The organism is Agrobacterium sp. 10MFCol1.1 (genome assembly GCF_000381165.1).
In the GTDB taxonomy this organism is placed as follows: domain Bacteria; phylum Pseudomonadota; class Alphaproteobacteria; order Rhizobiales; family Rhizobiaceae; genus Agrobacterium; species Agrobacterium tumefaciens.
Window position 1 is genome coordinate 58,565 of record NZ_KB906085.1, and the last position, 15,629, is coordinate 74,193.

Genomic DNA, 15,629 nt, shown 5'->3' on the forward strand with positions numbered 1-15,629 from the left:
GGCCTTTACCGGTCGGACCGGCCTTTCTTTCAAGGGATATCCTGATGAACTGGCTTGAAAACCTGCGCCGTAGCTTCCTCGACTGGAATGCCATGGCCGAAGTGCTGCCGACCATGATCACCGTTGGTCTCAAGAATACGCTGATCCTGGCTGCGACCTCGACTGTGCTTGGCGTGGCCATCGGCATGATGCTCGCGATCATGGGCATTTCCCGCTCGCCCTGGCTGCGCATTCCCGCTCGTCTTTATACCGATATTTTCCGCGGCCTGCCGGCCATCGTCACAATTCTCCTGATTGGCCAGGGTTTTGCCCGAATTGGCCGCGAGCTCTTCGGTCCATCGCCTTATCCGCTCGGCATTCTGGCACTCAGCCTGATTGCCGGTGCCTATATCGGCGAGATTTTCCGCTCTGGTATCCAGAGCGTCGACCGTGGGCAGATGGAGGCCTGCCGGGCATTGTCGATGAGCTATGGCCAGGGCATGCGCCTTATCGTCGTGCCGCAAGGCGTGCGCCGCGTTCTGCCGGCCCTCGTCAACCAGTTCATCGGCAACGTCAAGGATTCGAGCCTGGTCTATTTCCTCGGGCTTCTGGCCTCAGAGCGTGAGATCTTTCGCGTGGGACAGGACCAGGCGGTGGTGACCGGCAATCTGTCACCGCTCCTGCTGGCAGGCGTATTTTATCTCGTCGTCACCGTGCCGCTTACCCATGTCGTCAATGCGATCGACAATCGTCTGCGGGTTGGCAAGCAGCGCCCCTCCGTCATCACCAGCGGACTGGAGGAAGTCAGTGAACTCGACAGTGCAGCTCGCGCGACTGGCGTCTCGTTCAAGGGCGGCAGCCTTGATGTGCGCCGTCTCGGTATGGCCTATGGCGATCTTGATGTGCTGAGGGGTGTCGATCTTTTAGTCAAGCCAGGCAGCGTCACCTGCATCATCGGCCCGTCCGGATCCGGAAAATCGACTTTGCTGCGTGGGCTCAACCGTCTGGTCGAGCCGAAGAGCGGCGATATTCTTATCGATGGCGAAAGCATTCTCGCAATCAAGCCGGAAACGCTGCGCCGCCGGGTCGGCATGGTATTCCAGCATTTCAACCTCTTTCCCGACCACACGGCGCTGGAAAACGTCATGCTGTCGCTTACGAAGATCAAGGGCCTGCCCGCAGCCGAGGCCGAGTGCATCGCCAAGGCAAGGCTTGCCGATGTCGGCCTTGCGAGCCGCCAGCACCACCGTCCGGGCGGTCTTTCCGGCGGGCAGCAGCAGCGCGTTGCCATTGCCCGTGCGCTTGCCATGGAACCGGAGGTTATCCTCTTCGACGAGGTGACGAGTGCGCTCGATCCGGAATTGGTCAAGGGCGTGCTCAACCTCATGGCCGAGCTCGGCACGCGTGGCATGACCATGGTCGTCGTCACGCACGAAATGGGATTTGCCCGCCGGGTGGCCGATCAGGTCGTCTTCATGGACGAGGGGCGCGTCGTTGAAGCCGGCACGCCAGAGGCAATATTCGACAACCCGCAAAGCCCGCGTCTCCAGCGCTTCCTAGCGGAAGTGCTCTGAGCGCCGGGAGGAGAAACCAATGACACAAACGATACGATGGGGTGTGCTCGGTTGCGCAGGCATTGCTGCCAAGGCGGTCATTCCCGCCATCCAGTCCAGCCGCCTGGGGCGCGTTGCGGCAATCGCCTCGCGCGATGCCGCGAAGGCGAAGGAGATGGCGGCCCGCTTCGGCATCGCCAAAGCCTATGGCAGCTACGAGGAACTGCTTGCCGATCCGGAAATAGACGCAATCTACAACCCTTTGCCCAATCATCTGCACGTGCCACTGACGATAAAGGCACTGGCGCAGGGCAAACCCGTACTCTGCGAGAAACCGATCGCGCTTGATGCCGAGCAGGCGAGGGTACTGGCAGCGGCACAAAAGGCGGCAAGCCTGCCGGTCGCAGAAGCCTTCATGGTGCGCCACCATCCGCAATGGAAAAAGGCGCGCGCGTTGATTGCCGAGGGGCGCCTCGGCGAGGTGAGGGCCATCCAGACGATCTTTTCCTATTATCTCGACGACCCCGGGAATGTACGCAACCAGGCTGATATTGGCGGCGGCGGTCTGTTCGACGTTGGTTGTTACGCCATCAACACGGCGCGGCTCCTGTTCGACGCGGAACCGGTACGGGCGATCGCGCTCATGGAGCGCGATCCCGTCTTCGGCACGGACCGGCTGACGAGCGGGCTGCTGGCGTTTCCAGAGGGAAGGCAGCTTGCCTTCACCTGTTCGACACAACTCTGCCTCACGCAGAAGGTCACGGTGCTTGGAACGCGCGGGCGTCTGGAAATCCCCATTCCCTTCAATGCACCGGCTGATGAGCCGACCATTCTTGTCTTTGATGATGGTCGCGATCTTGCCGGCGGCGGCCGCGAGGAGATCGCGATCGGGCCTGTCGACCAGTATCGCGAACAGGCCGATGCATTCGCCGGGGCTGTCCTCTCCGGCGGACCACTCGAGACGGGGCTTGACGACGCAATCGCGAATATGACGGCGATTGACGCGCTGTTCCGCTCCGCAGCCAGCGGTCGCTGGGAGGTCCCCGATGCCTTATCCCCATCCGTATGACAATTGATTGAAAGCCAATTCCATGACCGACAACACCATCTCTTCGGCCGTCATCATCGGCGCCGGTATCTTCGGCGTTTCCACTGGCGTACAGCTTGCGCGGCGCGGCATTAAGGTGACGATTCTCAATGACGGCCCGCCGGCCAATGGTGCCTCCGGCCGCTCGCTGTCCTGGCTGAACTCGGCACGCATGCGCTCTGAGCCCTATCATCGGCTGCGTATGGCCGGCATCGACCGGTATCGCACACTCGCGGCGCAGAATCCCGGCGCAGAATGGCTTCGCTTTGATGGCGGGTTGACCTGGGACGCGGATGACGAGCGCAACGAGATCGACGCGGCCTATCGCCACGAAGTTTCGCTTGCCTATGATGCGCAGCGCCTTTCAGCAGCCGAAGTCGCCCGCGTCGTGCCTGGTGTCGACGCCGGCGCAATCACTCCACAGGGCGCAATCTACAATCCCGGCGAAGGCTGGGTCGATTTGCCGACGCTGATTGGTGTGCTGCTTGAGGAGTTTTTCGCACTCGGTGGCGTTCTGGTAACGGACCAGGGTGCTGCACGGGTGGTGATCGAGGGTGGTCGTGTCGTTGGCGCGCAAACTGCAAATGCTGTTCTCCATCGGGCGGATGCCGTCGTGCTTGCCACCGGTCCGGCCGTCCCGAAGATGGCTGCGGAAAGCGGACAGACCATTGCCGACGGGACACCGATCGCCCTTCTCGTGCAGACGAGGCCGCTCGCCCATCCCCTGCGCGCTGTTCTCAATACACCGCGCGTCGCCGTTCGCCCGGCGCCGGGCCGCACATTCTCCCTGGATGCCGACTGGGCGGCCGATGAGGGTGTGACAGTGCGCGCAGACGGCAGCTATGATATAGACGATAGCGTTGTTTCAGAGCTTTTGGTTGAGGCTGCGCGGGTGATGGAAGGCAATCCGAAACTCGAGGTGGCTTCCATCGGCGTTGGTGGCAAACCGATCCCCGGCGATGGAGAGCCGGTGCTTGGAGCCATCAAGAGTATTTCCGGTTACTACGTGGCCTTCAGCCACAGCGGTGCTACACTCGGCCTCATCGTGGGCGAACTGCTCGCGTTCGAGGTTGCGACAGGCACCGAACATCCCATGCTCGCAACCTTCCGACCTGAGCGTTTCCCCTTGAATTGAGCAAGGTGAGGCAGATATCGCCAAAATGAGCCGGCCGCCGCCGCGGCCGGCATTTTTTTATTGATATGGAAACGCCCGCCCGGTCTCTCACATAAGGCTAATGCCCTTTTCGGCTGCACGGCCCCTGGAGAAAACCTGGGGTTCAGAGATACCAACAGACCGTTGCCACGCATAGAAAAACCGGCACCACGCGGGCAGGACTTGGCACCCTGCGTAGCGCGCGCTGCACAATTTAAAGGTGAGTTTGCATTATTTGAAAACTAATCGTTGACGCGACGACTTCGGTCCGTTATACATAAATCATCGATCTTTTGCTTGCCGAGCTTTGTCTACCGCGCGATTGGCACCGCGCTTTAAGCGAACTTCCATTTCAAAAATAGTCGGTTTCCTCGCTGCGCAGCATCAGCTTCGCGGTCCTACACTCTATGCTTTGAAAGGGTCCAACATGACCACTGGCACAGTAAAATGGTTTAATTCCACTAAAGGCTTCGGCTTCATCCAGCCTGACAATGGCGGCGCTGATGCGTTCGTTCATATCTCCGCTGTCGAGCGCGCCGGAATGCGCGAGCTCGTTGAAGGCCAGAAGATCGGCTTCGAACTCGAGCGCGACAACAAGTCGGGCAAGATGTCTGCTACCAATCTGCAGGCCGCATAAATCAAGATTTGCTTCCCTTTGACCACGGATGTACTGGCACTGTCGGAAGCTGCTTCATTAAGGTCAGGCGTTTTGCCTGGCCTTTTTCGTTTCGGTTTCAAGCCGAACCAATTGAGATTGCAAGAGCAGAAAAACAAAGTGGATCCGCCTTGCAGACGACGATCTGCTTCACCGGCATCCAGATGTTATTTTCTGTCAAAAGCAACCTTGCGGTAGTGTCGGAATACGGCGCCCACGCCCCGTAGACCGAATGGCTGCCAGCGGCACGTCTTGCCAAGAAGGCAGGGCCACTGCTCCATCAGTCTGGTCATAAAACGCGCCAAAACGCGATGATCTCTCTTCCACTCATTATCAGGATATCCATGAAGAACGCCCGAAACAATGACGTCGCCGACCGTCGCGCCGCATCTACCGAAGCCAAAGCTGCTCTGCTCAATGCGTACCGCGCGGCAAAGACCGCATTAGAACCTTCCAGGCTGGCAAGACAGGCAGAACGAGCAGCCATTGCCACAGCTCGAGAAGAGCGACGTCTTCAACGCGAGCGCACGAAGCTTGAGGAACAGCAGCGTATCGAGACCGACGCTTTGGAGCGCCAGGCAGCGATTGAGGCGGTCGCAGTCGCAGAAATCGAAGCGCGGGAGAGTGCCGAAAAGGCACGTATAGCCCGGGTCATTGAAGATGAGACGATGCGAAAGGCTGAACGCGACCGGCGCTACGCTAACCGCAAGGCAAGACAAGCCTAACCTTGCCCTTGCACGCCGACCCCACAACATGACGGCGTCATGCTGGTGACACTCTAACGAAAGCAGCCCCATGGCACCGGATAATAACGAGCTCCAGGCAATCAACACGTCGTGGCAAATCGCTATCCAGGAAATCCTGCGCATGGTCATTCGCGACATGTACCATGACGGTGGAGAAGCGAATTTCAAGGCCCATATAAAACGTATTGAAGAAGCTGCGGTCGACAGCATCCACTCCGATCTGCGACTCCGAGGAACCGACGAGTGGACTGAAGTGCTTGTAAAGGAAAGGGCGAGCAACTTCGTGACGACATTGCTGACGTCCTTCACTTACGACCGTGCCTGACCCCTGGACATCGGTTTCAATGAGGAACTGAGCCGATTTCCAAGGAGAAGTGCGCCACCTCCGAGTACGATTTTCTGATCAGGGTTTGGTTGAGGGATTGGCTTTTTCTCCTTTCTCTGTGCCAGGGTGGCCGAGCTGGCCTTAAAGCTGAAACTGACGTGCCCGATATTCCACATCAGTGGATCGAGCTCTCGGCTCCGTGAGAGCTAACAGTTTATTCAATCACGGCCTGTTCGATCATTTTGCCCATGCGGATCTGAGCGCGACTGGTGGCCGGCCCTCGCAACTCGCCGCACTATCAGCGAGCATTGAGGCAACGCAGCGAGCCACTTGCCTCGACCAATAGACCAAGTGGAAAGACGTTGGCGTCGATTGACGCGTCAACGACCTGTCCAAAGCTGTCTGCCAGGGCGCGTGGACAAATCGCTGACAGCATGCGGACCTACCGGGTGTTTTAAAAGCAATACTTGTCCCACGGTCGCGGCATGACGGTTATCTGCTAACCGCATTAGCCGCTATCCGACTAAGAACGCGGTTACTTCATCGGCCAAGCCAGCGAGAAAAGTGTGTCGATCTGGATGAGGTTCCGGGACATTTGGTGGCAATTCGTCCATGTATGTGAAATGGCCGGCATCGGGATCAACTTGGAGCGCCACAGATGCCTGGGCGGTTAGTACATCCATGAGAAAACGAGACTGGGCCGGGGGCGTGATTGTGTCCTTGTCTCCCACCCAGATTTTCATCGGCATCTTGATACGGTCAAGCGCACCTGGACGGCGGAAGAAGTCCGTTGGCGGAGCCAAGACGGCCAGTCGCTCGAGGCGTGGCGTGGAGCCTCTAATCAGTTGCTGCCCATCAAGGGTTTCGCCCTCGGCACCTTGAAGGGCGAGCATGGCCGTAGCTCCAATGGAATGCCCGATACCCACGATGGGGAGATTGCTAGAGGTGCAATCGTCTATAGATGCTTCGAGCCTGCGGATGCGCATGTCCAACTCGGCCTTGGTCGGGGCGATTGAGGTCAGCATTTCAAAGTGTGGTGCGATGACCGTGCAATTCCCGTTCGCCAAGGTCTGCAGCAAATGACGGTGGCGTGACGGATTACCGCCACGACCGACTGCGAACAAAGCAATCCACTTTGGGTTCTTGGCCTCAACCCGAGTAATGGTAAAAGATTCCAACTCATTGGATACGATGTCGATATTGGATTCAATTTCCATATTTTCTCTCAATCATCAGAATAAGTTTATCATCGTCTTCCGCGATAAACGAAGCCAACGTATCTCATTCATTGAAGTCCTGACCAGTCAGCGATTCAACGTTGCTTTTTGGAGGCTGTTTGAACCAGAGCGACTTCATCGAAACAGATTGGTGCATTCTGATGGGTCTGTGAACGCTGGTGCCCCAGGAGAAAAAAGAGCGGGCGCGGCCCGCTCCCGTCCAAGGATTTAGACCTGGGCTTGGCCACCATCGGCAAACAGTTCGGCGCCGTTTACGAAGCTCGCATCGTCGGAGGCGAGGAAGAGGGTCGCCTTGGCGATTTCGTCGGGCTCACCGACGCGACCGAGCGGAATACGGGAAGCTAGGTAGTCGATCAGACCCTGCTGCTGCTCCTTGTCATCACCAGCAAGCTCCACAAGTCCGGGCGTGCGCGTTGCTCCGGGGGAAACGACGTTCACGCGTATGCCAGTGCCCTTGAGATCGAGAGCCCAAGAGCGGGCGAGGTTGCGGACGGCCGCTTTGGAGGCTGAGTAGACCGAGAATGCGGCCGTGCCTTCTGTGCCGGCGGTCGAACCCGTTAGAACGATCGACGAACCCTGACCCATCAGTGGCAGAGCCTTTTGAACAGTGAAGATGACCGCCTTCACATTGCGGGCGAACGTGTTGTCAACCTGCTCTTCGGTGATTTCGCCGAGGGGAAGCATGCTGCCGCCGCCGGCGTTGACGACCAGGACATCAAGGCGTCCCTGTTGCGACTTCACCTGGGCGAAGACGTCGTCGAGTTCGTCGTTCTTTGCCGAGTCCGCCTGTATGCCGACGGCGCCGTGGCCGATCGCTGCGACGGCCTTATCCAGAGCGTCCTTGCGGCGACCTGTAATGTAGACCCGGGCTCCTTCGGTTGCGAAAAGCCTGGCGGTCGACAGGCCAATGCCGCTCGTTGCACCGGTCACGATTGCAATCTTATTTGCTAGTCTCTTGGTCATTTTATTCTCCTAAGGCTGGGCGCGCGAAAGGGTCAGCCCGAATTCGCGGCCTGTTGACGGTCTAAAGCTATGCGGGAGGTGGCGCCGGCCTTGGGCCTGTCGTCGCCGTCCGATGTGCAGAACGTAATTCCTCAGCCCTGCAGGGTGAAGCCAGTTCGTATGGAGACATTATCCATCTGTATGGACAGTCTCCATCGCCGCGCCGCGCCTTGCGTCGACGCCTTCAAACACTTTCGCCGCCCAGTCCGAGAATGCCCGCAGCCGCGGGTTTGAAAATCTGTCCGCGGGATAGACCAGGTGCAAAACATGGTTTTCAGGCTTCCAGTCAGGAAGCAGTTCGATCAGCAAACCCTTGTCGATATTAGGTCTTGCCAGGAAACCGAAACTTTGGCCGATACCCAACCCGGCTAGTAACGCATTCAAATGCGCCGTGCTTTCGTTGAGGGAAATGCCGCTTGACATCGGCATATACTCGGTCTGCTCGTTGCCGCGCTGGAAGCGCAGCGGGAACCGTTTACCGGATGACGCCGAAAAATAACTGACGACACGATGCGCCTGAATGTCGTCTGGATGCATCGGCAGGTCTTTTCCGGCAAGATAAACTGGAGCTGCGCAGAGCACATAGTCGAGTTCGCATAGCTTCCTCGCCCTGAGGGATGAATCGCCAAGTGAACCACCACGAATGACGCAATCGATCCCTTCGCCAATAAGGTCGACAGATCGATCACTGACGCCGAGAAGCAGGTCTATCTGCGGATACTGGCGCTGGAAGTCCCAAAGGGACGGGATGAGGATCCGGTTCGCCAGGACAGAACCAATATCAATCCGAAGCCTTCCTTTGGGCGCGCTGCGGGCGCCAGCGACGGTGCCGTCCATGTCGTCCAGATCCGCAAGCAGGCGAAGGGCGCGCTGGTGATAGGCAATACCTTCCGTGGTCATTGTCACCGACCGGGTGGTCCGCTCAACGAGTTTTGTCCCGAGATGTGCTTCAAGATCCTGCACGAGCTTGCTAACTGACGACCGTGGGAGATTCATTGTGTCCGCTGCCTTGGTAAAAGATCCGGCTTCGGCGACGCGAACGAATGTTCGTATGGCGAGTATCTGGTCCATGCAACGCCCTGCAGATTAGGTCTACGATAACCGACTATATCGGAACCGCGACCAAGACCATTGAATTTCTTGCTCTCAGTCGGTCGCGTGCCTCCAACAAGACCTCGAATGCTGATTGTCGCTAAAACGCAGTCGACGCCATACATGCCGGAGGTTTGGCTTCTCTGTGCAGAGAGATCCGGTAAATGCTCCGTTTTCGGCTGGTTTCGTCGCCCAATCGGTTTGATGGTAAGGCGCGGCATGGCGGCGACACGCAAAATGCCATGCCGGAAAGACCGCACGCAGTCGATGACACCTATCCTGCGCACATGCGCTGACCTGGGCGCTACCGAAGTGTGCATTTTATCGACGTAGATCGCTCGTCAGTCATTCACCAATCGAAGCGGGGCGGTTCGATGGCTGGCATACAATTAATACAGTGAAATGAGCGACACCCTCATTCAATTCTGGTGAGGGAGAACGCGACTGTTTTAGTATGTCGGTCACGACAAACGAGCGACGTGGCTCCTAAACGCTTCGCTGCTCACTGGCACTGCCTGCTTAATCCTTTGCGCCAGAGGGCGAATGCACAAGATTGGTTTCCTCAAAATGCCCTCACTTTGGAATTTGCATCTTTGATTATCTATCAAAACTATAGAAATTAAAGGTAACAGGAGTGAGGCGAACAATGAACGTACTTGGAATAAGCGGCAGCGTTAAACAACCGTCACGCACGGCACGCATTGTCTCGGACATCCTGAACTCGATCGAGAGACGGGCAAGCGTCTCTGTGGACACGGTCGATCTGGCTGTGGCGGCGCCGATCCTGTTCAGGGCTCTTCGCGCAGATCAACTGGATGAGGCCGGCCGCAGGATTATTGATGCTGTGGAAGGTGCCGACGTACTTGTCGTCGGTTCGCCTGTCTACCGCGCATCCTACACCGGCGCGTTAAAGCATCTCTTCGATCTCGTCGATTTCCGTGCGCTTCAAGGCAAGCGCGTGATCCTTGCGGCAACGGGCGGTACAGCACTGCATGGCCTCATGCTGGAGCATCAGTTCAGGCCGCTGTTCGGCTTCTTTGGCGCCGTTACAGTGCCAACGACGGTCTACGCCGTTGAGGCGGATTTCACCGGATACACGCTCTCGAACCCCGTGGTTGAGGCGCGCATCGAGCGTGCCGTCGCCGAATTGATCGATCTACTGCCGGCCAGAAACCTTGTCGCCGACGATCACCGCTCGGCCCTTCGCCTCGTTTCACACGACGCGGTCGCCAACTGACATCAGAAAAGAGGAGATTTCCATGACTGAACACCACGCCGAGCCCGTGAAATTTGCCTATTGGGTGCCGAATGTGTCCGGCGGCCTCGTCATCTCGAACATCGAGCAGCGCACCAGCTGGACAATTGACTACAACCGCAAGCTCGCGCAGATCGCCGAAGCGAGCGGCTTCGATTACGCGCTAAGCCAGATCCGCTTCACCGCCGGCTACGGTGCCGAATTCCAACATGAATCCGTGTCGTTCAGTCACGCTTTGCTGGAATCGACGACGACGCTGAAGGTCATCGCCGCCATTCTGCCTGGTCCGTGGAACCCCGCGCTTGCCGCCAAACAGATTGCCACGATCAATCACCTCACCAACGGTCGCGTTGCCGTTAACATCGTCAGCGGCTGGTTCCGCGGCGAGTTTCACGCCATCGGCGAGCCTTGGCTCGATCACGACGAACGCTACCGCCGTTCGGAAGAATTCATCCGGGCTCTGCGCGGCATCTGGACGGAAGACAATTTCACCTTCCGCGGCGATTTCTACCGCTTCAACAACTACTCCCTCAAGCCGAAGCCGATTGATCCGCAGCCGGAAATCTTCCAGGGCGGTTCGTCGCGTGCGGCTCGCGATATGGCGGCCCGCGTATCCGACTGGTACTTCACCAACGGCAACACGCCGGAGGAAATCGCCAAGCAGGTGAATGACATTCGCGTCAAGGCCAAGGAAAACAACCACGCGGTCAAAGTCGGCGTGAACGCTTTCGCCATCGTGCGCGAGACCGAGGAAGAGGCGAGAGCCGTGCTTGCCGAGATCATCGAAAAGGCCAATCCGGAAGCGGTCAATGCCTTCGGCCATGAGGTAAAAAATGCCGGCAAGTCTTCTCCCGAAGGCGAGGGCAACTGGGCGAAGTCCAGCTTCGAAGACCTCGTTCAGTATAATGACGGCTTCCGCTCAAACCTGATCGGCACTCCGCGGCAGGTTGCCGAACGCGTGGTGAACCTCAAACGCGCCGGCGCCGACCTTATCCTGCTGGGCTTCCTGCATTTTCAGGAAGAAGTCGAGTATTTCGGCAAGCATGTCATCCCGCTCGTGCGCGAACTGGAACAGGCGGAAATCAGCGCAGCAATCGCTGCGGAGTAATGGCGCAAATCAGACGGCAGCGGCCTTTGGCCGCCGCCTGCACCACGGGGGACCGCCTCCGTGATTGGAAACCTGTGCCCATTGGGCGGAGCATGGACTGAACGATGTCAGCATCGAGTTTTCTGGTTGCAAGCCTTGGCGCGGAGGTGGCGATCCCAACGGACATTCGCCAAAACATTGCCTTGCCCAGCGAGCATGTCGGGCAAGAACGCCGCGCGGTGGACGCCGCCAAAGAACTTGTGCTGGAGCTTCGCAGTATTGACCTCTCCTTTGGAGGCGTCGTCGCTCTGGAGAATATCGACCTGGCCGTGCAGCATGGCGAAATCCTGGGTATTATCGGGCCGAACGGCGCCGGCAAGAGTTCGCTGATTAATGTTATCTCAGGCGTCTACCGCCCGGATCGTGGCCATGTAGCGATTAATGGCAAAGCCTATCGTCCAGTGCCCACTGAGAAGCTCGCCAGTCTCGGCGTGGCGCGGACGTTCCAGAACCTCGCCTTGTTCAAGGGTCTCAGTGTTCTCGATAATGTTGCTACGGGGCGGGCTTACGCCGAGCGGGCAAATTTCCTGAGCCAGATAGCCGGTCTACCGAGCGCTCGTCGCGAGCAGGCCGATGCCCGCGAGCGGGCAGGGCGGATCATCGATTTTCTGCATCTAACGCCCCATGTTGACCGGCTTGCCGGCACGCTGCCCTATGGATTGCAGAAGCGGGTGGAACTCGCTCGTGCGCTTGCCGCCGAGCCACGCATTCTGCTGCTTGACGAGCCCATGGCTGGCATGACGGCGACGGAGAAGAACGAACTTGCCGACTATGTGCGTCTCGCGCGTGACGAATATGCGGTCACCGTCGTTCTGATCGAGCATGACATTGGCGTGGTGATGGGTCTTTCCGACCGCATCGCGGTGCTCGACTACGGGCGCAAGATCGCCGATGGCACGCCTGCGGAAATTGCCAGCGATCAACGTGTCATCGATGCCTATCTCGGCGCTGCGCCGGAAAACGAAGACGGGGAGGGTATCTGATGGCTGCGTTTGATTGGTTGTTCTTTACCGAGGTCCTGGTCGGCGGGTTGCTCTCCGGGATCATGTATTCCCTCGTCGCCATCGGGTTCGTGCTGATCTACAAGACATCGGGTGTCCTAAACTTTTCGCAGGGCGCGCTTCTCCTGTTCGCGGCGCTGACCTTTGTAAGCCTTGTCGAGCGTGGGGTGCCTTTTGTGGCTGCCTTTGCCATTACCTTTGCCATCATGGTCGTCATCGGTGTTGCGATCGAGCGTACGGTGCTTCGGCCGCTCACCAACAAGCCACCGATCACGCTGTTCATGGCGACGCTTGGCCTCTCCTACATCATCGAGGGAGCGGCCCAACTCCTCTGGGGTACGCAGGTTCATGGGCTTGATCTCGGTATCGAGGACATTCCCTTTGATGTTGGTGGCGTTTTCATCAGCCAGTTCGACATCTTTGCCGCAGTCGTCGCGGCCGGCATGGTGGCGGCTCTCTCGGCCTTCTTCCGCTACACCCGCATCGGCCTCGGCTTCCGCGCCGTCGCGGATGACCAGTTCGCGGCGCTTGCCGTCGGTCTCAAGCTGCCCTGGATATGGGCGAGCGTTTGGGCGGCGGCAGGCCTCGTTGCCCTGGTCGCCGGGCTGCTCTGGGGTGCGCGGCTCGGGGTGCAGTTCTCGCTGTCGCTGGTAGTGCTGAAGGCTCTGCCGGTGCTCGTTCTCGGCGGCTTCGATTCCATTCTAGGCGCGATCATCGGTGGTCTGATTGTCGGCGCGTCGGAAAAGCTCGCCGAGGTCTATATCGGTGAGTACTTCGGCGGCGGCATCGAGGGGTGGTTTGCCTATGTCGTGGCCCTTGCCTTCCTGCTGATCCGCCCGTCCGGGCTCTTCGGTCAAAAGCTCGTGGAAAGGGTCTAATATGTCCGCCGTTACAGCCGATCTTTCATCGTCGTTCTCCCTGCCGCGCCATGCCGGCACGGTCGCAGTGCTCGGCGTTGCTTATCTCGTCGTGCCGTTCGTCGGCACCAGTTACCTCTTCGAGGCAATCCTGCTGCCGTTTCTTGCGCTCAGCCTTGCCGGGGTTGGTCTCAACCTTTTGACTGGCTATGCGGGTCAGGTCTCGCTTGGTTCGGCCGCATTCATGGCCGTCGGTGCCTTCGCGGCATACAATTTCAATCTGCGTATCGATGCGCTGCCGCTTATCGTTTCGATTGTACTTGCCGGTCTTTCCGCCGCAGCAATCGGCATAGTTTTTGGCCTGCCGAGCCTGCGACTGCGCGGTTTCTACCTCGCCGTTTCGACTCTTGCGGCGCAGTTCTTCGTGCAATGGGCGTTGACGAAATTCAGCTGGTTCTCGAACGAATCCGCATCCGGCGTGATCGATGCGCCAGCGCTATCGCTGGCCGGGATTTCTTTCGAAGGGCCGATCGGGCGTTATCTCTTCGCGCTGACCATTGTCGCCGTCCTCACGTTCCTCGCCTACCGCCTGGTGTCGTCGCAGACCGGCCGCAACTTTATCGCCGTGCGCGACAACGAGACCGCCGCACGCATCATTGGCATTCCGGTGCTGCGCACGAAACTTCTCGCCTTTGCAATCTCGTCCTTCATCGTCGGGATTGCCGGGGTAATCTGGGCTTTTGCCTATCTTCGCACGGTGGAGCCGGCCGGCTTCAATCTAGACCGCTCGTTCCAAATACTCTTCATCGTCATCATTGGCGGGCTTGCCTCGATCCGGGGTGCCTTCTTCGGCGCGGCTTTGATCGTCGTCTTTCCGCTCGTCCTCTCACGGCTTGGCTCTTTGCTATTGGGCGATGTCTTTAATTCCGGAGTGCTCGATATGACGCAGCGCATCGTTCTCGGCGCCTTGATCATTCTGTTTCTGATCCTGGAACCTGACGGCCTCGTGTCATTGTGGGATCGCTTGAAGTTACGCATTACGGCTGCCGTCAGGCGGGCGTGAACCCCTCGAAGCCGGCCCTGACAGGCAAAGGCTTCCAACAAGAAAAGCTTATCAGCAATGAATTCCTGAAGCCAACACGGATGGCCGAGCGCCAGCCGACAGACGGAGTGTGTCCAGATATGACCTTCTACACGAAAATCAAAGCAGCAGCCTTTGCTGCCGGCATCAGCCTCGCCGCCATCGCCTCCCCGGCCATGGCCGACGAGCAGTACTTCCCCCTGCAGAGCTACCGCGTCGGGCCTTATGCAGCCGGTGGCACGGGCTTTTTCGGCGGATTCATCGATTATCTCAATCTCATCAACATCAGGGACGGCGGTATCAATGGCGTCAAGCTGACATGGTCCGAAGCCGAAACCCAGTACGAAGTTGAGCGAGGGGTCGAAGCTTATGAGCGCCTGAAGAGCAATCCCGGCGTTGCGGCCTGGAACCCGCTGTCGGTCGGCATAGCCTATGCCATGATCGACCGCATCACCCAAGACAAGGTACCGCTCATTACCATCAACCACGGCCGCACGGATTCGACCGATGGCCGTGTTTTTCCGTATGTTTTCCCGCTGCTGCTCAATCCCTACAGCGAGACCTCCGGCATCGTGAACTACATTGCATCCAAGGAAGGCGGGGTTGGAGGACTGAAGGGCAAGAAGATCGTCGTGCTCTACCACGGCTCTCCCTATGGCAAGGAAACGATCCCGATCTATGACCTGCTGGCCAAGAAGTATGGCTTCGACCTTCAGCAGATCGAAGTCCCGCATCCGGGCAACGAGCAGCAGTCTCAGTGGCTGACGATCCGCCGTGCCAAGCCGGATTACGTCGTGCTGCGCGGCTGGGGCGTCATGAACCCGGTGGCGTTGAAGACCGCGGCGAAGACCGGTTTCCCGGTGGATCACATCATCGGCAATGTCTGGTCCAACTCGGAAGAGGACGTTATTCCCGCCGGCGACGCTGCCAAAGGCTATACCGCCATCACCACCCAGGCATCCGGTGCCGAATATCCGGTGGTCAAGGAAATAGTGAAAACCGTCTATGACGCCGGCAAGGGCAACCTTGATGACAAGAGCCGCATCGGCTCCGTCTATCACAATCTCGGTATCGTCAACGGTATCCTTAATGTCGAGGCGGTGCGGATCGCCCAGGAGAAATTCGGCAAGCGCACCCTGACAGGCGACGAAGTTCGCTGGGGCTTCGAGCATCTGCAGCTTGATCCAGCCCGTGTCGAGGCATTGGGCGCCAAGGATCTCTTCCACTCGATCAATGTCACCTGGGATAACCATGAGGGTAACGGCTACGTGACGTTCCAGCAGTGGGACGGCAAGAAGTGGAACGTGGTTTCCGATTGGATCGCACCGGACTGGGCACTGCTGCGCCCGATCATCGAGAAGTCGTCCGAGGCCTATGCGGCTGAAAAGGGCATCAAGCTTCGCACGTCGGAAGATGCGAATTCCGTGACGAACTGATGTTTGCGTGGTCGGACAAGGG

At 58.5% G+C, this 15,629-nt stretch carries 15 protein-coding genes; 12 read left to right on the forward strand and 3 right to left on the reverse strand.

Annotation, left to right across the window (positions count from 1 at the left end; translation table 11 throughout):
- The first annotated feature begins 44 nt into the window (after positions 1-44).
- From F617_RS29125 to F617_RS0125275, 6 genes are all read left to right on the forward strand, one after another.
- The gene (locus F617_RS29125) at positions 45-1,553 is read left to right on the forward strand and encodes an amino acid ABC transporter permease/ATP-binding protein (protein WP_019567182.1); all 1,509 of its coding nucleotides are present in this window, start codon (positions 45-47) and stop codon (positions 1,551-1,553) included.
- A gap of 19 nt (positions 1,554-1,572) precedes the next feature.
- Positions 1,573-2,601, forward strand: a complete 1,029-nt coding sequence (locus F617_RS0125255) for a Gfo/Idh/MocA family protein (RefSeq protein WP_019567183.1) — start codon at positions 1,573-1,575, stop codon at positions 2,599-2,601.
- A 22-nt stretch (positions 2,602-2,623) separates the two neighbouring features.
- Complete coding sequence (locus F617_RS0125260) at positions 2,624-3,754, forward strand: FAD-binding oxidoreductase (protein ID WP_019567184.1); 1,131 nt, start codon at positions 2,624-2,626, stop codon at positions 3,752-3,754.
- A gap of 445 nt (positions 3,755-4,199) precedes the next feature.
- Positions 4,200-4,409, forward strand: coding sequence for a cold-shock protein (locus tag F617_RS0125265; RefSeq protein WP_003519318.1), 210 nt, complete (start codon positions 4,200-4,202; stop codon positions 4,407-4,409).
- Positions 4,410-4,771: 362 nt separating this feature from the next.
- Positions 4,772-5,152, forward strand: a complete 381-nt coding sequence (locus F617_RS0125270) for a DUF6481 family protein (protein ID WP_003519316.1) — start codon at positions 4,772-4,774, stop codon at positions 5,150-5,152.
- A gap of 70 nt (positions 5,153-5,222) precedes the next feature.
- Entirely contained in the window at positions 5,223-5,498 is a 276-nt protein-coding gene (locus F617_RS0125275) for a hypothetical protein (RefSeq protein WP_003519315.1), read from the forward strand.
- Positions 5,499-6,013: 515 nt separating this feature from the next.
- Here the strand turns inward: F617_RS0125275 and F617_RS0125280 are convergent.
- From F617_RS0125280 to F617_RS0125290, 3 genes are all read right to left on the reverse strand, one after another.
- Positions 6,014-6,715 carry an alpha/beta hydrolase gene (locus tag F617_RS0125280; protein ID WP_019567186.1) on the reverse strand — a complete coding sequence of 234 codons (702 nt, stop codon included), beginning with the start codon at positions 6,713-6,715 and terminating at the stop codon, positions 6,014-6,016.
- A gap of 228 nt (positions 6,716-6,943) precedes the next feature.
- Positions 6,944-7,699: an SDR family NAD(P)-dependent oxidoreductase gene (locus F617_RS0125285; RefSeq protein ID WP_019567187.1), complete on the reverse strand. Its 756-nt coding sequence runs from the start codon at positions 7,697-7,699 to the stop codon at positions 6,944-6,946.
- Between the two features lie 168 nt (positions 7,700-7,867).
- Complete coding sequence (locus F617_RS0125290; RefSeq protein ID WP_019567188.1) at positions 7,868-8,809, reverse strand: LysR family transcriptional regulator; 942 nt, start codon at positions 8,807-8,809, stop codon at positions 7,868-7,870.
- 667 nt (positions 8,810-9,476) lie between these two features.
- Between F617_RS0125290 and msuE the strand changes: the two genes are divergently transcribed.
- The 6 genes from msuE to F617_RS0125325 all read left to right on the forward strand — a co-directional run bounded on the left by msuE (position 9,477) and on the right by F617_RS0125325 (position 15,607).
- Positions 9,477-10,067, forward strand: coding sequence for an FMN reductase (gene msuE / locus F617_RS0125300; protein ID WP_019567190.1), 591 nt, complete (start codon positions 9,477-9,479; stop codon positions 10,065-10,067).
- Positions 10,068-10,089: 22 nt separating this feature from the next.
- Positions 10,090-11,193, forward strand: coding sequence for a dimethylsulfone monooxygenase SfnG (gene sfnG / locus F617_RS0125305; RefSeq protein WP_019567191.1), 1,104 nt, complete (start codon positions 10,090-10,092; stop codon positions 11,191-11,193).
- Between the two features lie 104 nt (positions 11,194-11,297).
- On the forward strand, positions 11,298-12,215 hold the full coding sequence (locus tag F617_RS0125310; RefSeq protein ID WP_019567192.1) for an ABC transporter ATP-binding protein: 918 nt from the start codon (positions 11,298-11,300) through the stop codon (positions 12,213-12,215).
- On the forward strand, positions 12,215-13,111 hold the full coding sequence (locus tag F617_RS0125315) for a branched-chain amino acid ABC transporter permease (protein ID WP_019567193.1): 897 nt from the start codon (positions 12,215-12,217) through the stop codon (positions 13,109-13,111). Before F617_RS0125310 ends, F617_RS0125315 begins: the two co-directional genes overlap by 1 nt.
- Before the next feature lies 1 nt (position 13,112).
- Positions 13,113-14,153 (forward strand): branched-chain amino acid ABC transporter permease, encoded by a 1,041-nt coding sequence (locus F617_RS0125320; protein ID WP_019567194.1) that lies wholly within the window; start codon positions 13,113-13,115, stop codon positions 14,151-14,153.
- 119 nt (positions 14,154-14,272) lie between these two features.
- Complete coding sequence (locus F617_RS0125325; protein ID WP_025591741.1) at positions 14,273-15,607, forward strand: ABC transporter substrate-binding protein; 1,335 nt, start codon at positions 14,273-14,275, stop codon at positions 15,605-15,607.
- Positions 15,608-15,629: the final 22 nt, after the last annotated feature.

Excerpts from the sequence above, each read along its gene's own strand:
- F617_RS29125 (WP_019567182.1), top strand. The coding sequence starts at position 45 with ATGAACTGGCTTGAAAACCTGCGCCGTAGCTTCCTCGACTGGAATGCC.
- F617_RS0125255 (WP_019567183.1), top strand. The coding sequence starts at position 1,573 with ATGACACAAACGATACGATGGGGTGTGCTCGGTTGCGCAGGCATTGCT.
- F617_RS0125260 (WP_019567184.1), top strand. The coding sequence starts at position 2,624 with ATGACCGACAACACCATCTCTTCGGCCGTCATCATCGGCGCCGGTATC.
- F617_RS0125265 (WP_003519318.1), top strand. The coding sequence starts at position 4,200 with ATGACCACTGGCACAGTAAAATGGTTTAATTCCACTAAAGGCTTCGGC.
- F617_RS0125270 (WP_003519316.1), top strand. The coding sequence starts at position 4,772 with ATGAAGAACGCCCGAAACAATGACGTCGCCGACCGTCGCGCCGCATCT.
- F617_RS0125275 (WP_003519315.1), top strand. The coding sequence starts at position 5,223 with ATGGCACCGGATAATAACGAGCTCCAGGCAATCAACACGTCGTGGCAA.
- F617_RS0125280 (WP_019567186.1), bottom strand. The coding sequence starts at position 6,715 with ATGGAAATTGAATCCAATATCGACATCGTATCCAATGAGTTGGAATCT.
- F617_RS0125285 (WP_019567187.1), bottom strand. The coding sequence starts at position 7,699 with ATGACCAAGAGACTAGCAAATAAGATTGCAATCGTGACCGGTGCAACG.
- F617_RS0125290 (WP_019567188.1), bottom strand. The coding sequence starts at position 8,809 with ATGGACCAGATACTCGCCATACGAACATTCGTTCGCGTCGCCGAAGCC.
- msuE (WP_019567190.1), top strand. The coding sequence starts at position 9,477 with ATGAACGTACTTGGAATAAGCGGCAGCGTTAAACAACCGTCACGCACG.
- sfnG (WP_019567191.1), top strand. The coding sequence starts at position 10,090 with ATGACTGAACACCACGCCGAGCCCGTGAAATTTGCCTATTGGGTGCCG.
- F617_RS0125310 (WP_019567192.1), top strand. The coding sequence starts at position 11,298 with ATGTCAGCATCGAGTTTTCTGGTTGCAAGCCTTGGCGCGGAGGTGGCG.
- F617_RS0125315 (WP_019567193.1), top strand. The coding sequence starts at position 12,215 with ATGGCTGCGTTTGATTGGTTGTTCTTTACCGAGGTCCTGGTCGGCGGG.
- F617_RS0125320 (WP_019567194.1), top strand. The coding sequence starts at position 13,113 with ATGTCCGCCGTTACAGCCGATCTTTCATCGTCGTTCTCCCTGCCGCGC.
- F617_RS0125325 (WP_025591741.1), top strand. The coding sequence starts at position 14,273 with ATGACCTTCTACACGAAAATCAAAGCAGCAGCCTTTGCTGCCGGCATC.